The sequence below is a fragment of the Methylobacterium adhaesivum genome (assembly GCF_022179065.1).
GTDB lineage: Bacteria > Pseudomonadota > Alphaproteobacteria > Rhizobiales > Beijerinckiaceae > Methylobacterium > Methylobacterium adhaesivum.
Genome location: NZ_BPQD01000015.1, coordinates 101,438 through 119,840, shown reverse-complemented (window position 1 = coordinate 119,840; position 18,403 = coordinate 101,438). Strand labels below are relative to the sequence as shown.

Here is an 18,403-nt window from a genome sequence, read left to right as displayed (position 1 = left end):
CTCGAAGGAGCCACCGCTGACCGGGAGTCCGAGCCCCCGACTTGACTTCACCGAGCCGCGAAATCCGCGAAGGCGTCGTCCTTGGCCAGTCGAAGGAGATTCTGGCCATACGCCGTCTTGGCGAAGAGATTGCCGCGGGCGATGAGCTGTTCCTTGTCGATGAAGCCTTGGAGGTAGGCGATCTCCTCCAGGCAGGCCACCTGCAGCCCCTGGCGGTGCTGAAGGGTGCGGACGAACTCGGCGGCTTCGAGAAGGCTGTCATGGGTGCCGGTGTCGAGCCAGGCGTAGCCCCGCGACATCCGCTCGACGTGAAGCTGGCCCATCTCGAGATAAGCTTGGTTGACGCTCGTGATCTCCAGCTCACCCCGGGGCGACGGCGTCACGGCGGCGGCAATGTCGAGCACCTGATTGTCGTAGAAATACAGGCCCGTGACTGCCCAGGGGCTTTCCGGCTCGGGCGGCTTCTCCACGAGGCGCAGGGGCCGCCCCTGCTTGTCGAGGGTCACGACGCCGTAGGCCGCCGGGTTGTCGACGTGATAGGCGAACACCGTGGCGCCGCTCTTGCGGGCGCGGGCGCGGGTGAGCAGCTCGCTCATGCCGTTGCCGAAGAACAGATTATCGCCGAGCACCAGGGCGACATCGTCCTGGCCCACGAAGTCGCGACCGATCACGAAGGCCTGGGCGAGGCCCTCGGGGCGAGGCTGCACGGCGTAGGAGAATTGCAGGCCGAACTGCTCGCCGGTGCCGAACAGGCGCTTGTAGTTGTCGAGGTGTTCGGGCGACGAGATGATCAGGATCTCGCGGATACCGGCGAGCATCAGCACCGAGACCGGGTAATAGATCATCGGCTTGTCGTAGACCGGCAGGAGCTGCTTGTTGATCGACAGGGTGGCCGGGTGCAGGCGCGTGCCCGATCCACCGGCAAGGACGATGCCCTTCATGCCCGTGTCTCCGTGTTGGTGTGGGCCGGCCCGATGAGCCGGTCGAGGATATCATCCAGTGCGGTCGCCCAAGGGCGCGGCACGATCCCGTAAGCGGCCGTGAGGCTCGCCGTCGACAGGCGGGAATTCGCCGGGCGCCGGGCCGGGGTCGGATAGGCGCTCGTCGGAATGCCCGTGACGGGGATCGCCCGGCCGCCCCGGGCGGCGGAGCCCGCTATGATGGCTTGGGCGAAGCCGGCCCACGTGGTCGCGCCGGCATTGACGCAGTGGAACGTCCCCGTAGGAGCGTCCGCGTCGGCAGCGAGGCGCAGGGCGATGCGGGCGCAGGCCTCAGCCAGGTCCGTGGCCGAGGTCGGACAGCCGTGCTGGTCGTCCACCACCGTGAGGGCATCGCGCTCGGCCGAGAGGCGCAGCATGGTCTTCACGAAGTTGCCCCGGTGCGGGCTCACCACCCAGGCGGTGCGTACAATGGCGTGGCGCAGGTTGGCGGTCCGCACCGCCATCTCGCCCGCCGCCTTGCTCGCCCCGTAGACGCTGCGCGGGTTCACCGGCGCATCGGGGACGTAGTCGCCGAGACCGTCGCCGTCGAACACGTAATCCGTCGAGACATGGACGAGGGGAATGCCCCGCTCCCGCGTGGCCGCCGCCAGGATCGCCGGAGCCAGGGTGTTGAGGCGCCAGGCCGCGACGACGTCGGATTCGGCCTTGTCCACGGCGGTGTAGGCCGCCGTATTGATCACCGCCGCGTAGGCTTTCGCGTCGAGGGCCTGAGCCACCGCGCCCGCGTCGGTGATGTCGAGGGCCGTGCGGTCGGGTGCATCCACCCGTACGCCGTCGGGCCAGGCATAGGCCTTGAGTTCGGTGCCGACCTGACCCGCGCCGCCGAGAACGAGGATATCCATTCAGGAGGCCTTCGTCGCACCGAGGCCGAGGCGCTCGCCGGTGTAACGGCCCTCGCGGATCGGGCGCCACCACGCCTCGTTGTCGAGGTACCACCGCACGGTCTCTTCCAGCGCCGTCTCGAAGTTCTTCGTCGGCGCCCACGCGACCTCGGCCTCCGCCTTCGACGGGTCGATGGCGTAGCGGCGGTCGTGGCCGGGGCGGTCGGCGACGTAGGTGATGAGGCGGTCGTGGGGGGCGTGCTCGGGACGCAGGCGGTCGAAGGCGGCGCAGAGCCCCTTCACCACCGCAAGATTGTTGCGCACGGAACGGCCACCGAGCAGGTAGGTCTCGCCGAGGCGCCCCTTCTCCAGCACGGCGACGAGGCCGCGGGCATGATCCTCGACGTGGATCCAGTCGCGCTCGTTCAGGCCGTCGCCGTAGACGGGCAGGTTCTTCCCCTCCAGGGCGTTGAGGATCATCAGGGGGATGAGCTTTTCCGGGAAGTGGCGCGGCCCGTAATTGTTCGAGCAGTTCGTAATGAGCACCGGCAGGCCGTAGGTCTCATGCCAGGCCCGCGCCAGGTGATCGGACGCCGCCTTCGAGGCCGAATACGGCGAGCGGGGATCGTAGCGGCTCTCCTCGGTGAAGAACCCATCGGGTGGGAGCGAGCCGTAGACCTCGTCCGTGGAGACGTGGAGGAAGCGGAACGCGGCCTTCGCCGCGCCGTCGAGCCCGTCCCAGTGGGTGCGGGCGCCGTCGAGCATCACCTGGGTGCCGACCACGTTGGTGCGGATGAACGCGCCCGGATCGGTGATGGAGCGATCGACGTGGCTCTCGGCGGCGAGATGCATGACCGCGTCCGGCCGAAACTCGGTATAGAGGGCGTGAACCGCCTTCGGATCGCAGATGTCCGCTTCAACCAGCCGGTGGCGCGGATCGTCGGAGAGCGGCGCCAGGGAGACGGGATTGGCCGCGTAGGTCAGGGCGTCGAGAGTGAGTACGTCGTGCCCGAGATCCTGCACGAGGTGCAGGACGAGGGCGGAGCCGATGAAGCCGCAGCCGCCGGTGACCAGGATGCGCATGCGTGTCGTCTCCTCAAAGCTTTCGGATTGGTTCAGAACGCCGCGCCGAGATCCGCGAAACGCGGGGCGGCGCGATCCTTGTCCGACAGGACGGCCGCGGCCTCGTCCACGGGCCAGGCGATCGCGAGATCGGGGTCGTTCCAAACCAGATTGCGGTCGTGAGCCGCGCTGTAATAGGCGCTGACCTTGTAGGCCACCATGGTGTCGGGCTCCAGGGTGCAGAACCCGTGGGCGAATCCGGCCGGCACGTAGAGCTGTTCGCCGCCCTTTGCGTCCAGCGTCACGGCGACGTGGCGGCCGAAGGTCGGGCTGTCGCGGCGCAGATCGACGGCGACGTCGAGGATCGATCCGGCGAGCACCCGCACGAGCTTCGCCTGTGCGGCGGGCGGAAGCTGAAAATGCAGGCCGCGCACGGTGCCGGCCTGCGCCGAAAAGGACTGGTTGTCCTGAACGAACGCCACGTCGATTCCGCCGGCCGCAAGCGTATCGACGCGAAACGTTTCCGAGAACCAGCCTCGGTCATCGCCGAAGCGATTGGGAACGACGCGCTTGACCGCCGCGATCTCGGTTTCGATCACCCGCATGATGGATGGATCCTCAGGACAACCTCGAATTCGAACCGTCCTAGGCCGGGGTTCCGGCCGGGTTGTCAAGGCTGGGCCAGGACTTGAGAGGCAGACGCGGGACCCGAAGCATGGACCGCTTGCCGGTGCGACCGGGCCTACGCTATGCCCCCCGACCACGCCGAGCGCGGGCCAAGGAGACATCGTACGATGACCATCACGAATCGGCTGGCCTGCGCCGCCTTGGGCACCCTCTTCCTCGCACTCGCCGGCCCGGCCTCGGCCCAGAATGCGGCCGACCCCACGGGCCTCTGGCTCACCGAGACGGGCGATTCCAAGGTTCGTATCGCGCGTTGCGGCGCCGGCTATTGCGGCACCCTCGCGAGCGTGTCCGGCCCCGGCCTCGACAGCCAGAACCCCGACGCCTCCCTGAAGAACCGCAAGCTCGTCGGCGTGCAGATCATGAACGCCAATCGCCCCAAGGGCGACGGCTTCGAGGGCACGCTCTATAACCCGAAGGACGGCAAGACCTACGCCGGCTCGATGACCCTCAAGGGGGCGAACGTGGTCGAGGTCGCTGGCTGCGTCATGAGCGTATTCTGCAAGACCCAGACGTGGAAGCGGGTGAATTGAGGCTGGCGGGAAAGACCTGCGTCGTCACCGGGGCCGCGCGCGGGATCGGGCGCGCCATCGCCGAAGCCTTCCATCGCGAAGGCGGCATTGTGGTCGCGACGGATAGGGATGCGGCAGCGGTCCTGGACATGGCCGCCACCATCGGGTGCCGGGCGCTGGCGCTTGATGTGGCCCGGGAAGAGGATTGGGACGCCCTCGTACGGGCGGTCCCCACCGTCGACGTGGTTGTGAACAACGCGGGCGTGACGGGCTTCGAGGACGGAATGGTCCCGCACGACCCGGAGAACGCCTCCCTGGCGGATTGGCGCGCGGTTCACGCGGTCAACCTCGACGGCACCTTCCTTGGTTGCCGCTATGCCATTCGCGCCATGAAGGCGCGCGGGACGGGATCGATCGTCAACATTTCCTCGCGCTCCGGCCTCGTCGGCATTCCGGGCGCGGCGGCCTACGCCTCCTCGAAGGCGGCAATCCGCAACCATACGAAGACCGTGGCGCTCTACTGCGCCCAGCAGGGATGGGCCATCCGCTGCAACTCGATCCACCCGGCGGCGATTCTCACCCCCATGTGGGAGCCGATGCTCGGGACCGGGCCGGACCGGCAGGCGCGGACGGACGCTCTGGTGGCCGACACGCCCCTACGGCGCTTCGGCCGCCCGGAGGAAGTCGCGGCGCTGTCCGTCCTGCTCGCCTCCGATGAAGCCGCCTACGTCACCGGCACGGAGCTGACCATCGACGGCGGTCTGTTGGCGGGGTCGGCGGCGTCGCCCGGATAGGGTCACGCCGCCGGCCGATCAGCCGGCGACCGCCGACCGGATCGCATCCAGGGCCGCCTCTGCCCCCGTCCCCTCCGGTCCGCCGGCCTGAGCCATGTCGCGGCGGCCGCCGCCGCCCTTGCCGCCGAGATGGCCGGCGCCCGCCCGCACCAGGGCGACGGCGTCGAACCGCTCGGTAAGGTCGGCCGTGACGCCGACGACGAGGCCGGCCTTGCCGTCGGGCGCGACCCCGACCAGGGCGACGATGCCAGAGCCGATCCGACTCTTGCCCTCGTCGGCGAGGGACTTCAGGTCGCGCATCTCGACGCCTTCGACGACGCGGGCCAAGAGCTTTACGCCCGCGACCTCGGCGATCTCGTCTCCGCCGGAGCCGGCGCCGCCCATGGCGAGCTTTTTCCGCGCGTCCGTGAGTTCGCGCTCCAGGCGGCGGCGGTCCTCGATGAGAGCCGAGAGGCGCTCGGGCACGTCGGAGGGGGCGGATTTCAGCAGACCGGCGATCTGAGCCAGGGTGCGGCCCTCTTCGGCGCGGTGGCGCCGGGCGGCGCCCGCCGTCAGGGCCTCGATGCGGCGCACACCTGCACCGACCGCGCTTTCGGCGACCACGGAGACCTGGCCAATCTCGCCCGTGCGCGCTGCGTGCGTGCCGCCGCAGAGTTCCACCGAGAACGCCTTGCCGCCGCCGGCAACGGGCAGGCCCATGGACACGACGCGGACCTCGTCTCCGTACTTCTCGCCGAACAGGGCACGAGCGCCCGAGGCCACGGCCTCGTCCTGCGCCATGAGCTTCGTCACCACGGGGGTGTTCTGCAGGAGCACCGCGTTGGCGATGTCCTCCACCGCGCGGATCTCGGCCTCGTCCATGGGCTTGGGGTGACTGAAATCGAAGCGCAGGCGCTCGGCCGAGACCAGCGAGCCTTTCTGGGCGACGTGGTCGCCGAGCACCTGGCGCAGGGCCTCGTGCAGGAGGTGGGTCGCCGAATGGTTGGCCCGGATGGCGGCGCGGCGGCCGCCCTCGACGGCGAGCTCGACGGGCTGGTTCAGGGCAAGCCGGCCCTCGTCCACGGTAACGTGGTGGACGAACAAGTCGCCGAGCTTCTTCTCCGTGGCCGTCACCCGTGCCTTGAGGCCGGAGGCGGTGAGCGTGCCGGTATCGCCGACCTGACCGCCGGACTCGGCGTAGAACGGTGTCTGGTTGAGGAGGGCGAGGCCGGTCTGCCCGGCCTCCAGGGCTTCGACCTCGGTGCCGTCCCGCAGGAGGGCGGTGACGATACCCTCGGCGGTCTCGGTCTCGTACCCTAGGAACTCCGTGGCGCCGGTGCGCTCCTTGACGCCGTACCAGACGGTCTCGGTGGCGGCTTCGCCCGAACCCGTCCAGGCGGCGCGCGCGGCCTTGCGCTGGCGCTCCATGGCAGCCCCGAACGCGTCCGTGTCGACGCCGATGCCGCGCGCCTTGAGAGCGTCCTGCGTCAGGTCGAGGGGGAAGCCGTAGGTGTCGTAGAGGGTGAAGGCCGTCTCGCCGGAGAGGTTCTGGCCCCGGCCGAGATCGCGGGTCTCGGCGTCCAGGATGGCGAGGCCCCGCTCCAGGGTGCGGCGGAACCGGGTCTCTTCCAGCCGCAGGGTCTCGGCGATGAGGCCCTCGGCCCGGGTGAGTTCGGGATAGGCCTGGCCCATCTCGCGCACCAGGGTGGGTACGAGGCGGTACATCACAGGGTCGCGCGAGCCCAGAAGTTCGAGGTGACGCATGGCCCGGCGCATGATCCGGCGCAGCACGTAGCCACGGCCCTCGTTGCCCGGCAGGACGCCGTCGGCGACGAGGAAGGACGAGGCGCGCAGGTGGTCGGCGATCACCCGGTAGGAGGCGCGGTTGGCGGGCTCGGGCGGACGGCCGACGGCGTGGGCGACGGCGTCGATGAGGGCACGGAACAGGTCTGTATCGTAGTTGCTCGTCACCCCCTGTAGGATGGCGGCCATGCGCTCCAGGCCCATGCCGGTGTCGATGCTCGGGCGCGGCAGGGCGAGGCGGTTGCCTGGCTCGATCTGCTCGTACTGCATGAACACGAGGTTCCAGAACTCGAGGAAGCGGTCGCCGTCCTCGTCCGGGGAGCCGGGCGGGCCGCCCTGGAGCCCCGGTCCCTGGTCGATGAAGATCTCCGAGCACGGGCCGCACGGGCCGGTGTCGCCCATCTGCCAGAAATTGTCGGAGGTGCCGATGCGAATGATGCGATCATCGGAAAACCCGGCGATCTTCTTCCAGAGCGAGGCCGCCTCGTCGTCGTCGGCATAGACGGTGACCAGGAGGCGGTCCTTCGACAGCCCGAATTCCCGGGTGATCAGGGTCCAGGCGAGCTCGATGGCCTGCGGCTTGAAATAATCGCCGAAGGAGAAATTGCCGAGCATCTCGAAGAAGGTGTGGTGGCGCGCCGTGTAGCCGACATTGTCGAGGTCGTTGTGCTTGCCCCCGGCCCGGACACATTTCTGCGCCGTGGTGGCACGATCGTAGGGCCGCTTCTCGACGCCGGTGAAGACGTTCTTGAACTGCACCATGCCGGCATTGGTGAACATCAGGGTCGGGTCGTTGCGTGGCACCAGCGACGACGACGGCACCACCTCGTGGCCCGCCGCTGCGAAGAAGTCGAGGAAGGTCGACCGGATCTCGTTGACGCCGCTCATCGCAATAAAGACTCTGTCCTTGGCCCCGCCGGGTCGGTGCGATCGACCGTATGGGCCGGTCCCCGCGCAGGCGTCTCATACGGAGGGTTCCGCCTCAAGTCACGGGCGGTTTCACGTTTCGCACCGTCGGGTGCCCCTCGGGCACGCAATGCTCTAGGTACGGTGCATCCACGCTTACGAAGGAATTGCCGAAACAATGCCCGTCGAAATCCGCCTCCTCGCCTGGTCCTGCTTCCTCGGCCTCGTGCACATCGTCGCCGCCTCCTATAGCGGCCTGCAGCAACGGGGCGGGCTCGCCTGGGCCGCGGGCAATCGCGAGGGCAAGACGCCGGAGGTGACGGGGGCCGCCGCACGGTTGGAGAAGGCCTCCAAGAATTTCTTCGAGACCTTCCCGATCTTCGCCGCCCTCGTGCTTGCCTGCGTCGCCACCGGGCGCCACAACACGGCGGTGGTGCTCGGCGCCTATCTCTACTTCTTTGCCCGCCTCGCCTACCTGCCGATCTACGGCTTCGGCGTGCCCAAGATCCGCTCGATCGTCTGGGGTGTCTCCATCGTCGGCATCCTATTCGTCCTCTGGGGCCTGTTCATCAAGATCCTGCCCTACTGACCGCCCCCCTTCGGTCGCCCCCCCGGGGGCGGCCCTTGCGAGAGTGGTGGGCGAGCCCCTATCGTCACTCCCGGCAACCACCCCGATCATGCGGGTGGAGCCGGGAGAGAACCCCATGCGATCCGTCCTCACCGCGACGCTCCTGGCCGGCGTCGCCCTCGGGCTGACGAGCCTCGGCGCCTTCGCCCAAGGGGCCGCCCCCGCCGAGACGAAGGCCAAGGCCGACGCCTTGGAAAAACTGACGGGGATGCAGAGCACCGGCACGGCCGAGGCGCCCGAAATCCCCCAGACCGGACGGCGCGCCGACGCGCTGCGCAAGACCCTCGCCAAGGTCAAGCTGCCCGAGGGCTTCAAGATCGATCTCTACGCCGTGGTGCCCGATGCCCGCTCCATCGCCGTCGGGCCCAATGCGGGCGTGCTGTTCGTCGGTACCCGCAAGACAAAAGTCTACACGGTGACCGACCGCGACAAGGATCGGGTCGCCGACGAGGTCCGGGCCTTCGCCCCCGGCATCGATTTCAAGATCCCCAACGGGGTCTGCTTCTCCCGGGACGGCGTGCTGACGATCGCCGAGCAGAACCGGGTCCTGTCGTTCCCGGCGGCCGAGTTCTTCTACGAGAATCCGGACGTCGCCGCTGGCGTGCTGGTCAAGCAGGGCGCGCTCATTCCGGCGGCGGAAGAGAGCTACAACCACACCGCACGGATGTGCCGGGTCGGGCCGGACGGCAAGACCTACATCTCGCTCGGCCAGCCCTACAACGTCCCGCCGGCCGACAAGCGCGACCTCTACGCCAGGACCGGCATCGGCGGGATCATCCGCATGGATGCGGACGGCAAGAACCGCGAGGTGTTCGCCACGGGAATCCGGAATTCCGTCGGCATGGATTTCAGCCCGGCCGACAAGTCCCTGTGGTTCACGGACAACCAGGTCGACGGCATGGGCGACGACACCCCGCCGGGCGAACTCAACCGCGCCGCCAAGGCCGGCGAGAATTTCGGCTTCCCCTGGTTCGGCGGCGGACAGGTTCGTACGGCGGAGTACAAGGACGAGACACCGCCAAAAGATGCCGTGCTGCCGCAGGCCGAGCTGCCGCCCCATGCCGCCGATCTCGGCATGGCGTTCTATGGCGGCAAGATGTTCCCGACCTCGTATCGCGGCGGGATCTTCATTGCCGAGCACGGCTCGTGGAACCGCACTACGCCCATCGGCGCCCGTGTCATGTTCGTGCCCGTGGACAAGGACGGCAAGGCCGGGGCGCCGACGCCGTTCGCCGAAGGCTGGCTGACGGCGGATGGCGAGTATCTCGGCCGCCCGACGGATGTCGCCGTGTTCCTCGACGGTTCGCTCCTCGTCTCGGACGACACCGCGGGCGCGATCTATCGGATCACCTACGAAGGCAAGTGATCCGTCCGAGGCCGGCGGGTCGCCCTTCGCAATCAGCCGGCCGATCCGCCTTCGAACCGCCAGATGCCTTCGGACCCCGCATGATCCGTTCCGCCTTCACCCTCCTTGTCGCCGTTTCCCTCGGCGCAACCATCACCGGATCAGCCTGTGCCGGTGACGCCAAGACGGGTCGCAAGGCGGCGACCGCCTGTCAGACCTGTCACGGGATGGATGGCCTCTCGAAATTGCCGGAGGCGCCGAACCTCGCCGGGCAGGTCGAGCCGTACCTCGTCAAGGCGCTCACCGAGTACCGCGACGGCACGCGCAATAATCAGATCATGAGCGTCGTCGCCAAGGGCCTGTCGGACACCGAGATCGCCAACCTCGCGGCATACTACGCCGGCATCCAGATCGAGGTTCTCCCGCCGGGCTGAGCCCGACGCGGCCAGTCCGGCAACGGGCGGGGCCTCGGCGGCGACGCGACGGCTACTTCGACACCAGCAGTGCCCAGTAGACCCGGTACTTCGAGTTCGGCGCGTAGGCCGTGGCGATGCCCATGCGGGTGGCCTCCGGCGCCAGCATCACGGCGTTGTGGGCCGGGCTGTCGCGCCACCCGGAGAAGGCTTCGGCGAGGGTATGGTAGCCAGCCGAGAGGTTGGCACCGGCCGAGGGATGGCCGAGGCGTTCCATGGCGACCCGCACGGTCTGGGCGCGGCTCGGCCGATCGGCGGCTGCCATGGCGGCGGCCTCGGCTTCGGCGAGTTTCTGCAGTTCGGGATCGAGCTGCAGTGGTTTGCCGCCGGAGCGGGCACGGTAGGCCGAGATCATGTCGCGGGCCGTGGCTGCGTCGACTTGCGCCGAGGCGGTGGTCATCGGCCAGTACAGGCTGGGCAGGGCGGTGGCTGTTTCGAGCGGTTGCTGGCTGGCACAGCCACCGAGCGCGAGACCGCAGGCCAGGACCAGCCCCGTGCCGACTCCACGCGGACCCGGACTCTTGAGTCTTACCCAGCCCTTGTTCACCCGTTCACCCCTTCGGCATTTCCGCCCCGGACCGATCCATCCAACCCGCACCGTTGCCTTTCGGCTCCACGAACGTGCTGGCGATTCGACCCATAGCCTCCTGAAACGGCTCCAGCCCCTGCACGACGACGTTGCTGGAGGCAGGCCCCATGGCCGGGATCATTCCGACCTCGGACAAGGCCTTGAACACGGCAAAGTTCAAATCGTTCTGAACCTTCAGCCCGAAACTCACATCGACGATCATGGCGATGAGCTCGAATTCGAGGAACGGATCGCCGATCTTGCGGAACACGACCCGGGGGGCGGGCTCCTTGAGGACGTCCGGATGGGCGGTGGCGCAGGCCACCAGCATCTCGGCGGCACGCACCGGATCCTGATTGCGCAGGACGTTGACGGTGATCGACACCCGGCCGGTGCGGTCGCCGCGCACCCGGTTCTTGACGATGCCCGAGATCAGGTTCGAGTTCGGCACGATGACGGCCGAGCGGTCGAAGGTCTGGATCTCCGTCGAGCGCACGGAGATGCGCTTCACGATGCCTTCGCTGTCGCCGATGAGCACCTGATCACCCACGCGGATGGGGCGCTCCCACAGGAGCAGCAGCCCCGAGACGAAGTTGTTGACGATGGATTGCAGGCCGAAACCGATACCCACCGACAGGGCGCCGGCCACGATGGTGAGCTTCTCGAGGCTGAGGCCGAGATAGGAGAATGAGAGGGCGAGGGTGAGCAGGAAGCCGAAATAGCCCGTGATCGTCGAGATCGAGTTGCGCAGGCCGGCATCGAGGTCGGTGGCCGGCAGGTAGGTGTTCTCGAGCCAACGCTGGATCGCGCGGGTGATCGCCATGCCGAGCACGAGCAGGCCGATGGCGAGCGCGATGGTGGAGAGGGAGATGGTGACGTCGCCGACCTTGAAGCCGAAGAAGGCTGAGCGCACCGAGGTGAACACGTCGGTGGAATCGAGGCCCCACGGCGCCAGCGCCAGGAGGGCCGCCACCAGGATGAGCACCACGCGGGCGAAGCCCGAGGCGAGCACGGCGATCTGATTCAGGGAGCGCTTGCGCAGGCCGGTGTTGGCCTGGAGCGCCGTGGCGATCTTCGTGTCGTCACGCAGCGTCCCACCGATGAAGGTGTCGGCGCTGCCGATGAACAGGAACAGCAGCACGAACAGGCTCGCGGTCCAGACGAGCTGGTCGATGAGGAAGGTCGCGAAGGCGACGTACCCGAACAGCGCCGCCGCGCCGATGACCACCACGGCGGCCCAGCCGAGGAGGCGGGCCGGTCCGCCGATTCCCGTGGCCGCCTCGGGCGCCACGTAGGGCCCGAAGCAGGCCTCCTCCTTCTCCGCGGTGTCGGCGAAGCGATGCAGTCCGATGGCGAGGATGAGGGCCGTGGCAAGCGCGCCAATGCCGCGCGTGGCGATGGAGATCGGGAGGGCCGCCGAGATCGCCGAGTTCAGGGCCTCGATGGATTTGATCACCGTGATCACCACGGCGATCCCGACCGCCAGGGTGATGATCCGCGACGCGGCGGCATCCGTCATCGTCGTCGTGCGCCAGGACGGCTTGTCCGGTGACAGCAGGGCGTCGGCCACGGCTTCGACGAAGGCGATGAAGGCGAGGCCGCCGAGGATGGCGGCCGCCACCGGCAGGAGCCGCAGGGGAAGCAGGTCGGTGGCATCGAGGGCGTAGTAGACCGCATAGCTGCCCAACACCGCCGGCACGGTGCCGAGGAGGAAGACGCGCCAGGCGGCGAGCAGCTTCTTGCGCTGCGATGGCGCCACGGCCTTGGCGTCCCGCCGCCCGAGGCGCGGAGCGATGTTGCGGCGCCCGAAATACAGGGCGATGGAGATGCCGAAGGCGACGCCGAGCAGGATCAGGTTGCCGATGGTTCCGTTCCGCGTGAGCAGCTCGCCGGTGTCCGAGACGGCATTGCGGAGGGCGCGCACGTCGCGCGGGATATCGGCGGCGATCCGCATCCACAGGTCCGGGCTAACGAGGGCCGTCGAGCGCTCGAACAGGCCACGGGTAAAATCGGCGCGGCGCCGGTTCGTCACCTGGTCGACGATCTGGTCGCTCTGGACGAGGAGAGATTTCGCCAAGCGCTGAGTCTCGTCGATCTCCGCCACCGCCTGCTCGCGCTCGGTGCGCTCTCGGGCGACGTCCTCACCCTCGGCACCCTCCTTCGGCTTGGGGCCGAGCTGCGTCAGGCGCTCGCGCGCGGCCTCGAGGCGGGGCGTGGTGATGTCGATGACATGGCGGATGCTGTCCGCGATGGCGTCGATACCGTCGCGGGCGCGGGTGAGATCGCCGCTGCCCACCGTCTGGCCGGACAGGATCTTCTCGCGGCGCTCGAGGTCGTCCTTGGCCTTGTCGAGGGTTTCACGAACCGTCTTGATTTCATCCGAGACCGGTTTGGGCGGCGCCGGCTTCGCAGCGGGTGCCGCTGGCGCGGGCTGGGCCGCCGGAGCCGCCGGCTGAGCCGCGGGCGCCGTCGGTTGGGTCGCGGGGGGGGCGACTTGCGCGAGCCGCGCTGCCGGAGCCGCGTGTCCCGAACCCGTACCGGAGGCGAGCAGAGCGAGGCCGAGCCATCCCGCCATCGACAGGCGGGAGAGGCGCGACGCGCCCCGGCCGGGGTTGCGACGCATTCCCCATGGATTGGGACGCTGCGCGGTTCGGGCGTTCGTGTCCTGCAAGGTGCCGTCCTTGAGCGTTCTCAGTGGCTCTCACAAAACTCCCGCCACGCCGCCAGGCCCGGAACGAGAACCGGCCGTGATCGGGAGTTTCGCAAGGCACTCTAAGACCCCTTTCCGCCCGGCATCGCGCGACTCCATGCCGGGGCGTCGGAATCGCCCGAACGAGGCCGGGGGCATCGGGGTCGGGAGCCGTCGCCTTCGCCGATCAATGGGGCGAAAGGCTGACGCCGCGCGGTGGCGGCGCGGCGGCCGGCATCGGGCGGGGGACGCGACGTCACGGATGCGTCGGACAGCCTTCACAAGCGTGTCATGCTGATATTAGACTAAGCCGCGATGGACTATGCCTTTTCGTATCGGTGCGAGGGGGTGGTGACGGTCGTCGGCGGACGTTGCCACGAACCGGGCGTTTCCGCCCGATGCGACCGCTTTTGGCAAAGCCCCTCACCCGTCGAGGCGAGCGCACCTCCGGAAAGTCCTCACCGGCTCATGCCCGCGAGGGCTCCGCAACGCCCGAAACGCGACGCCGACACCGAGATCCGCTGGTCCCACCCGTGGCGTGTCGCCGGTGACCGTCATGATCGCCGAGCGCACCGGCCAAAACTTCGAAAAATCTTGATCTTTCATCGGACAGGGGCAGCGTGCCGGGCGATTCCCGCGCGTTGTCCCCCTGTCGACCCGTCGAGAGAGTAAGCGCCATGCTGGATCTCCAAACGCTCGTGCTGAACGCGGATTACCGGCCTCTGTCGTACAATCCGCTGTCGCTGTGGTCCTGGAAGGACGCGTTCACCGCCCTGTTCCTCGACCGCGTGACCCTGGTGGCGAGCTACGACGTCGAGGCGCGCAGCCCGAGCCGCTCCCTGCGGGTGCCGAGCGTGGTCGCCCTCAAGAGCTACGTGACCCTGGCGCGCAGCCCCGCCTTCACCCGCTACAACATCTACCTGCGCGACACCTTCTCCTGCCAATATTGCGGCCTTCGCCTGCCCTCGGGCGGGCTGACCTTCGACCACGTGGTGCCGCGCTCGCGCGGGGGCCTGTCGAGCTGGGAGAATGTCGTCGCGGCCTGCTCGCCGTGCAACCTACGCAAGGCCAACCGCACGCCCGCCGAAGCCGAGATGCCGCTCCTGAACGAGCCGCACCGCCCGACCCGGCACGAGCTGCACCGCCGCCAGCCGGAATTCGACCATCGGCAATACCACCACACCTGGGTGGATTACCTCTACTGGGATTCCGAGCTCGAAAGCTGAGCCTGCCTCAGAACCGGGGCGGAGGCTCGTTGTAGAGCGGCAGGCTCAAGGAGCGCGGTGGCGTGACGACGGGAACAGGCGGCGGTGGCGGCGGCAGGTAAGCGGGATCGCGGTAGGCGACCTCCGGCGGGAGCAGCGGACGGTGGTGAGGGGCACCCCCGGCCTGCGCGACCAAACCGGCCGCGAAGACGCTGGCCGCGGACAAGCCGGTGAGGAAAAGCGAGCGGATCATGCGGGGCGTTCCGTCTGTCGGAAAGGCCATACAGCGAGCCTTCCCTTTCGCCGATCATAGGCCGCGCCGCCTTAACGATCTTCTCGGCAACGACGACCATCGGTTCGACGGTGGGTCACCGCGAAGGTTCCGACCACCTCAGAACTTCACGGCCGCGCCGCCGCGTACGGTGTTGAGATTGACCTTATGGCCATCGAAATCGTTGAAAAGGACGTATTGGTATTCGCCGCGCAGGATGAAGTTCTGCGTCAAGGCATATTCAAGACCGCCACCAAGGGCGATGCCGCCGACAACTTTTGTAGTGGCTCTGCCCAGGACCATCGGACTGTCAACTGTACTTCCAGCGGGATCCTTTTGAAGGAATGTGGCATAGCCATGGTTGTTGACATAGGCCGGCGAGCCGGTCGTTAAAGCTTGGTTCGCTCGATAGGTTGTTTGGTCATAGCCATAAGATTTGATCTCGACACGGTCGACGACCTGCGCTCGACCGATGGCGAGACCGCCCGTAACGAATGGGAGGAAGCTGCCGAAGGCCCATCCACCCCGCGCACGAATCGTGCCGTAATCTTCGATCGTTGTGGAGGCTAGTCCTTTCAGTTCAACGGTTTCGTAGAAACCGGTGCTTGCGGTCGCCGAACGCTTAATAGCATCGGACGTTGCGCCACCCCGCTCGAAGCGAGTGTAATCAGCTTCCAGACCAACAACTGCCTCGTCGAATTGATAATTAAATCCGGTAAAAGCTCCGTAGCTTCCGCCGCCGACGCGCGCAGATCGCGCGGTTAGCAATGACGAAGCACCCAGAACCTCTTCGGCGCTTGTCGACTTTAAATTACCTGCTACGAGGGTCTGAAACGTCGTTGTGAAGCCCAGCGCTCCCGACGTATAACCCCCATGCCCGCCGAAATACACGCCGTTCCAGTCGATGCTCGGTGCAGGCGGCTCATAATCCGGCCCGCGCAACACGCCATAATCGAGGTCGGCGGCTTGGACGGGAAAAGCCCCGCCGAGGGCCAGGGTCGTCAGGATCGCGAAGGTCAGGGTCCGCATCGATGTCGTCCTCGAGGCATCAGATGGACTAAGTTACTCTGCGCCTGTCGATACAGCTGTAGTTGAGTAACCTTAATGGAGCGTTGCTCCGGACCCGCGCGACGCTATTCGTACGGGTTGCCGCTGCTCCAGACCACCGGCAGGCCCTGAAGGCTCGGCAGGCGTGCAAAGCTGTCCGCGAAGGCGTAGCGCAAGCCGACCCGGACCTCGTTGGCGGCAAGATCCTTGAGGCGGCTGCTCTGGCCGAAGGCATCGGACCCGGATTTCGCGCGGCCGAGATCGACGTACCGATAACTTGCGTCGAGACTGAAGCCGGCGCCGAGGTCGTAGGAGACACCGCCCGTGAGGGACCATGCGAAGCTCGTCACGGACCGGTCCGGGCGAGCGACGGCGGTGCGGGGTCCGGTGCCGGCATTTCCATCGCAGGCGTCGATCACGCAGGTCGTCTGCGTGTAGCCCCCGTGAAAGTCCTTCTGCGCGAAACCGAGACCCGCGCCGAGATAGGGCGTCAAGCCCCACCATGTCCCCAAATCGGCATAGACGTTCACGAGACCCGTGAGCACGCTGAGACGACCGGCCTCGACGTTGTAACCCGTGACGAAATTGCTCCGCGACGAGTAGGCGCTGTAGGTGGCGGCCAGGCGCTGGTCGATGGTGGCGTCGACGCGCAGCCAGGGGGTGAAGCGGTAGCCGACGCCGCCGCCATAACCGGGCTCGTGGCTGAGGGACCGCCGAAGCAGGGGCGGCATACCGGGATCGTTGGGGTCGGGCAGCGTCGCATCCTTTGGACGGACGAGATAGCTCTCCGTGAAGTCGGCCCGCAGATACCAGCCGCTCCCGACGGGGATGACTGCCGCTTCGAGGGGCGGCGGCGCCAGATCGGCACCCTGCGCGGGGGCTTGCACCATCAGGGATGCCACCAGCAGTGTGGTTCCGGCAAGGGCAGCGCGCATCGCCGGCAGAGCTGGATGCGAGGGGCGCGTCTGTTGGATCATGCTGTCACCGGCGGGATTGATCGAGGCATGAGACGGAGGATGAGATCGGCACCTGTCCCTCGTGTAAGTTCTAGGGAAAGCCGGTTATTTTCCGATTAAAATCAAAGATTTGGTCTAGGTCGATCAGTTTTATCTGGGGCAAAAACAAGAAGAGCGTGGACCCGGAGGTCCACGCTCTTGGCCGGAAATCGATCGATTGTCTTGTTTTCGGTAATTGCGATCTAGTACTTGCGAATCAAGGGAGCCGGCTCGGGCTGGTAATCGGCGACGATGCCACCGAGCATCCAGCGCATGCCGATGCGCACATCGTGCGAGGTGACTTCCTTCAGCCGGTAGGAGGCGCCGCCGCAACCCGGATCGTTGAAGCAGGTCACGGGACCGGTGCCGACATGGCCGAGGTTCATGTAGCGGTAGCCGAGTTCGAGCTTGAGGTTCGGCGTCACGCTGTAGCCGAGGCCAGCCATGGCCGCCCAGGCGAGATTGGTCGTGTGCTTCGTTGCGGCGATCCCGAAGCCCCCGGCGGCCGAACCGGCGCCGGTATCGTTGAAGCCGCTGACCGTGTGGAAAGCGGCACCGATGCCGCCACCGACGAACGGGGTGACGCCGTACCACGTGCCGAGATCGATGTAGCCGTTGGCCATGGCGACGACGGAGGACAGGTTGCCCTGATCGTAGTCGATGCCCTTGGCCGGCGTGCCGTCGCCGTAAGGCAGGTTGAACTTCTCGACGAAGGAGAAGCGGCTGCCGCCCCGGTATTCGCCGGTGATGTCACCGCGCAGGAAGCCGTTGAACTGGTATCCGATACCGCCACCGGCGAAGAACTGGTCGCCCATGTTCTTCTGATGGATCGTGTAATCGTCGGGCAGATATCCGCCCTTCACCGTCGTCACGACCTTCTCGTAGCTGGCCGCGCCAACGCCGACATCGCCGCGCAGGTACCAGGCGCCACCGATCTCGACGGGCGGCGGCAGGGGCTCGGGCGGCAGGGGCGGAAGCAGATCGGCGGCATATCCGAGGCAGGGCGCTCCTACGCTCGCAAGGAGCGTGAACGAGCGCACCAAGGCATTCAGCTTGGAGCGGCGCATGGAATTCAGTCCTTCACTCGACCGTTTGCCGGGGGCGAAAGGCACCGGCTCAGATGACGAAGGCATCATTGCCCCGAGGGGAGTTAAAGCGGGTTTAACGTTAAATCTTATCCTTGCCGAAGCCTTGACGACGACGCGGAACCGGGTTGCAGACCCTTTCATTCCTCATCGTCTTTTACGGCCCCGTGCGTTCCCCTCACCCGTCGTTTAGACGGATGGCCATGCGTCCCGACGATGTCCGAGCCCTAGCCCTGATGCTTCCCGACGTGAGCGAAGGTGCGCACCAAGGGCATCCGGACTTCCGCATCGCTGGGCGCATCTTCGCCACCCTGTGGGTCGAGGAGGAACGGGTCGTGCTTCGTCTCACGCGCGACGACCAAGCGCGCGTCTTGGAGGAAGAGCCGGATTTGTTCAGCCCCGTGCCCGGCGCCTGGGGTCGACGCGGTTGGACCAACCTCGATCTATGGGATGCGGACGAGGCGGTGCTGCGCGATGCGTTGCTCGCGGCGTGGCGGACCCTGGCCCTTGACGCCCTTGACGGGGCGTGAAGGTC

Annotated in this window: 18 protein-coding genes; 7 read left to right on the top strand and 11 right to left on the bottom strand. The window is 67.3% G+C overall.

Annotation, left to right across the window (positions count from 1 at the left end; translation table 11 throughout):
- Positions 1–47: 47 nt before the first annotated feature.
- From rfbA to rfbC, 4 genes are read right to left on the bottom strand one after another with little or no spacing between them, the layout of a single operon-like run.
- Positions 48–941 (bottom strand): glucose-1-phosphate thymidylyltransferase RfbA, encoded by an 894-nt coding sequence (gene rfbA / locus MFF01_RS13050; protein WP_238225955.1) that lies wholly within the window; start codon positions 939–941, stop codon positions 48–50.
- Complete coding sequence (gene rfbD / locus MFF01_RS13045; protein WP_238225953.1) at positions 938–1,843, bottom strand: dTDP-4-dehydrorhamnose reductase; 906 nt, start codon at positions 1,841–1,843, stop codon at positions 938–940. The genes rfbA and rfbD overlap by 4 nt, the downstream gene beginning before the upstream one ends.
- Positions 1,844–2,905, bottom strand: a complete 1,062-nt coding sequence (gene rfbB / locus MFF01_RS13040; RefSeq protein ID WP_238225950.1) for a dTDP-glucose 4,6-dehydratase — start codon at positions 2,903–2,905, stop codon at positions 1,844–1,846. It abuts the gene before it with no gap.
- A gap of 32 nt (positions 2,906–2,937) precedes the next feature.
- The gene (gene rfbC / locus MFF01_RS13035) at positions 2,938–3,489 is read right to left on the bottom strand and encodes a dTDP-4-dehydrorhamnose 3,5-epimerase (RefSeq protein WP_238225948.1); all 552 of its coding nucleotides are present in this window, start codon (positions 3,487–3,489) and stop codon (positions 2,938–2,940) included.
- Positions 3,490–3,678: 189 nt separating this feature from the next.
- Between rfbC and MFF01_RS13030 the strand changes: the two genes are divergently transcribed.
- Together MFF01_RS13030 and MFF01_RS13025 are read left to right on the top strand one after the other, a co-directional pair.
- Positions 3,679–4,101: a DUF2147 domain-containing protein gene (locus MFF01_RS13030; RefSeq protein ID WP_238225946.1), complete on the top strand. Its 423-nt coding sequence runs from the start codon at positions 3,679–3,681 to the stop codon at positions 4,099–4,101.
- Positions 4,098–4,874: an SDR family NAD(P)-dependent oxidoreductase gene (locus tag MFF01_RS13025; protein ID WP_238225945.1), complete on the top strand. Its 777-nt coding sequence runs from the start codon at positions 4,098–4,100 to the stop codon at positions 4,872–4,874. Before MFF01_RS13030 ends, MFF01_RS13025 begins: the two co-directional genes overlap by 4 nt.
- An 18-nt stretch (positions 4,875–4,892) precedes the next feature.
- Here the strand turns inward: MFF01_RS13025 and alaS are convergent, their stop codons facing one another.
- Complete coding sequence (gene alaS / locus MFF01_RS13020) at positions 4,893–7,544, bottom strand: alanine--tRNA ligase (RefSeq protein WP_238225943.1); 2,652 nt, start codon at positions 7,542–7,544, stop codon at positions 4,893–4,895.
- A gap of 196 nt (positions 7,545–7,740) precedes the next feature.
- Here alaS and MFF01_RS13015 point away from each other — a divergent pair, with 196 nt between their 5' ends.
- The 3 genes from MFF01_RS13015 (at position 7,741) to MFF01_RS13005 (ending at position 9,969) form a co-directional block, all read left to right on the top strand.
- Entirely contained in the window at positions 7,741–8,151 is a 411-nt protein-coding gene (locus MFF01_RS13015) for an MAPEG family protein (protein ID WP_238225941.1), read from the top strand.
- A gap of 115 nt (positions 8,152–8,266) precedes the next feature.
- A complete protein-coding gene (locus MFF01_RS13010; protein ID WP_238225940.1) occupies positions 8,267–9,556 on the top strand; it encodes a PQQ-dependent sugar dehydrogenase in 1,290 nt (429 codons plus the stop codon).
- 80 nt (positions 9,557–9,636) lie between these two features.
- Entirely contained in the window at positions 9,637–9,969 is a 333-nt protein-coding gene (locus MFF01_RS13005) for a c-type cytochrome (protein ID WP_238225938.1), read from the top strand.
- A gap of 52 nt (positions 9,970–10,021) precedes the next feature.
- On the opposite strand, the gene MFF01_RS13000 is transcribed toward MFF01_RS13005, so the two are convergent.
- Positions 10,022–10,555, bottom strand: coding sequence for a CAP domain-containing protein (locus MFF01_RS13000; RefSeq protein WP_373319750.1), 534 nt, complete (start codon positions 10,553–10,555; stop codon positions 10,022–10,024).
- 4 nt (positions 10,556–10,559) lie between these two features.
- On the bottom strand, positions 10,560–13,199 hold the full coding sequence (locus tag MFF01_RS12995) for a DUF3772 domain-containing protein (protein ID WP_238225936.1): 2,640 nt from the start codon (positions 13,197–13,199) through the stop codon (positions 10,560–10,562).
- 743 nt (positions 13,200–13,942) lie between these two features.
- Here MFF01_RS12995 and MFF01_RS12990 point away from each other — a divergent pair.
- Entirely contained in the window at positions 13,943–14,491 is a 549-nt protein-coding gene (locus tag MFF01_RS12990) for an HNH endonuclease (RefSeq protein WP_238225935.1), read from the top strand.
- A 7-nt stretch (positions 14,492–14,498) separates the two neighbouring features.
- Here MFF01_RS12990 and MFF01_RS12985 read toward each other — a convergent pair whose 3' ends face one another.
- The 4 genes from MFF01_RS12985 to MFF01_RS12970 form a co-directional block, all read right to left on the bottom strand.
- A complete protein-coding gene (locus MFF01_RS12985; RefSeq protein ID WP_238225933.1) occupies positions 14,499–14,723 on the bottom strand; it encodes a hypothetical protein in 225 nt (74 codons plus the stop codon).
- Positions 14,724–14,861: 138 nt separating this feature from the next.
- Complete coding sequence (locus MFF01_RS12980) at positions 14,862–15,770, bottom strand: outer membrane protein (RefSeq protein ID WP_238225930.1); 909 nt, start codon at positions 15,768–15,770, stop codon at positions 14,862–14,864.
- Between the two features lie 104 nt (positions 15,771–15,874).
- Entirely contained in the window at positions 15,875–16,765 is an 891-nt protein-coding gene (locus tag MFF01_RS12975) for an outer membrane protein (protein ID WP_373319749.1), read from the bottom strand.
- Positions 16,766–16,986: 221 nt separating this feature from the next.
- Positions 16,987–17,850 (bottom strand): outer membrane protein, encoded by an 864-nt coding sequence (locus MFF01_RS12970; RefSeq protein ID WP_238225928.1) that lies wholly within the window; start codon positions 17,848–17,850, stop codon positions 16,987–16,989.
- A 221-nt stretch (positions 17,851–18,071) separates the two neighbouring features.
- Here MFF01_RS12970 and MFF01_RS12965 point away from each other — a divergent pair, with 221 nt between their 5' ends.
- Complete coding sequence (locus MFF01_RS12965) at positions 18,072–18,398, top strand: MmcQ/YjbR family DNA-binding protein (protein WP_373319748.1); 327 nt, start codon at positions 18,072–18,074, stop codon at positions 18,396–18,398.
- Positions 18,399–18,403: the final 5 nt, after the last annotated feature.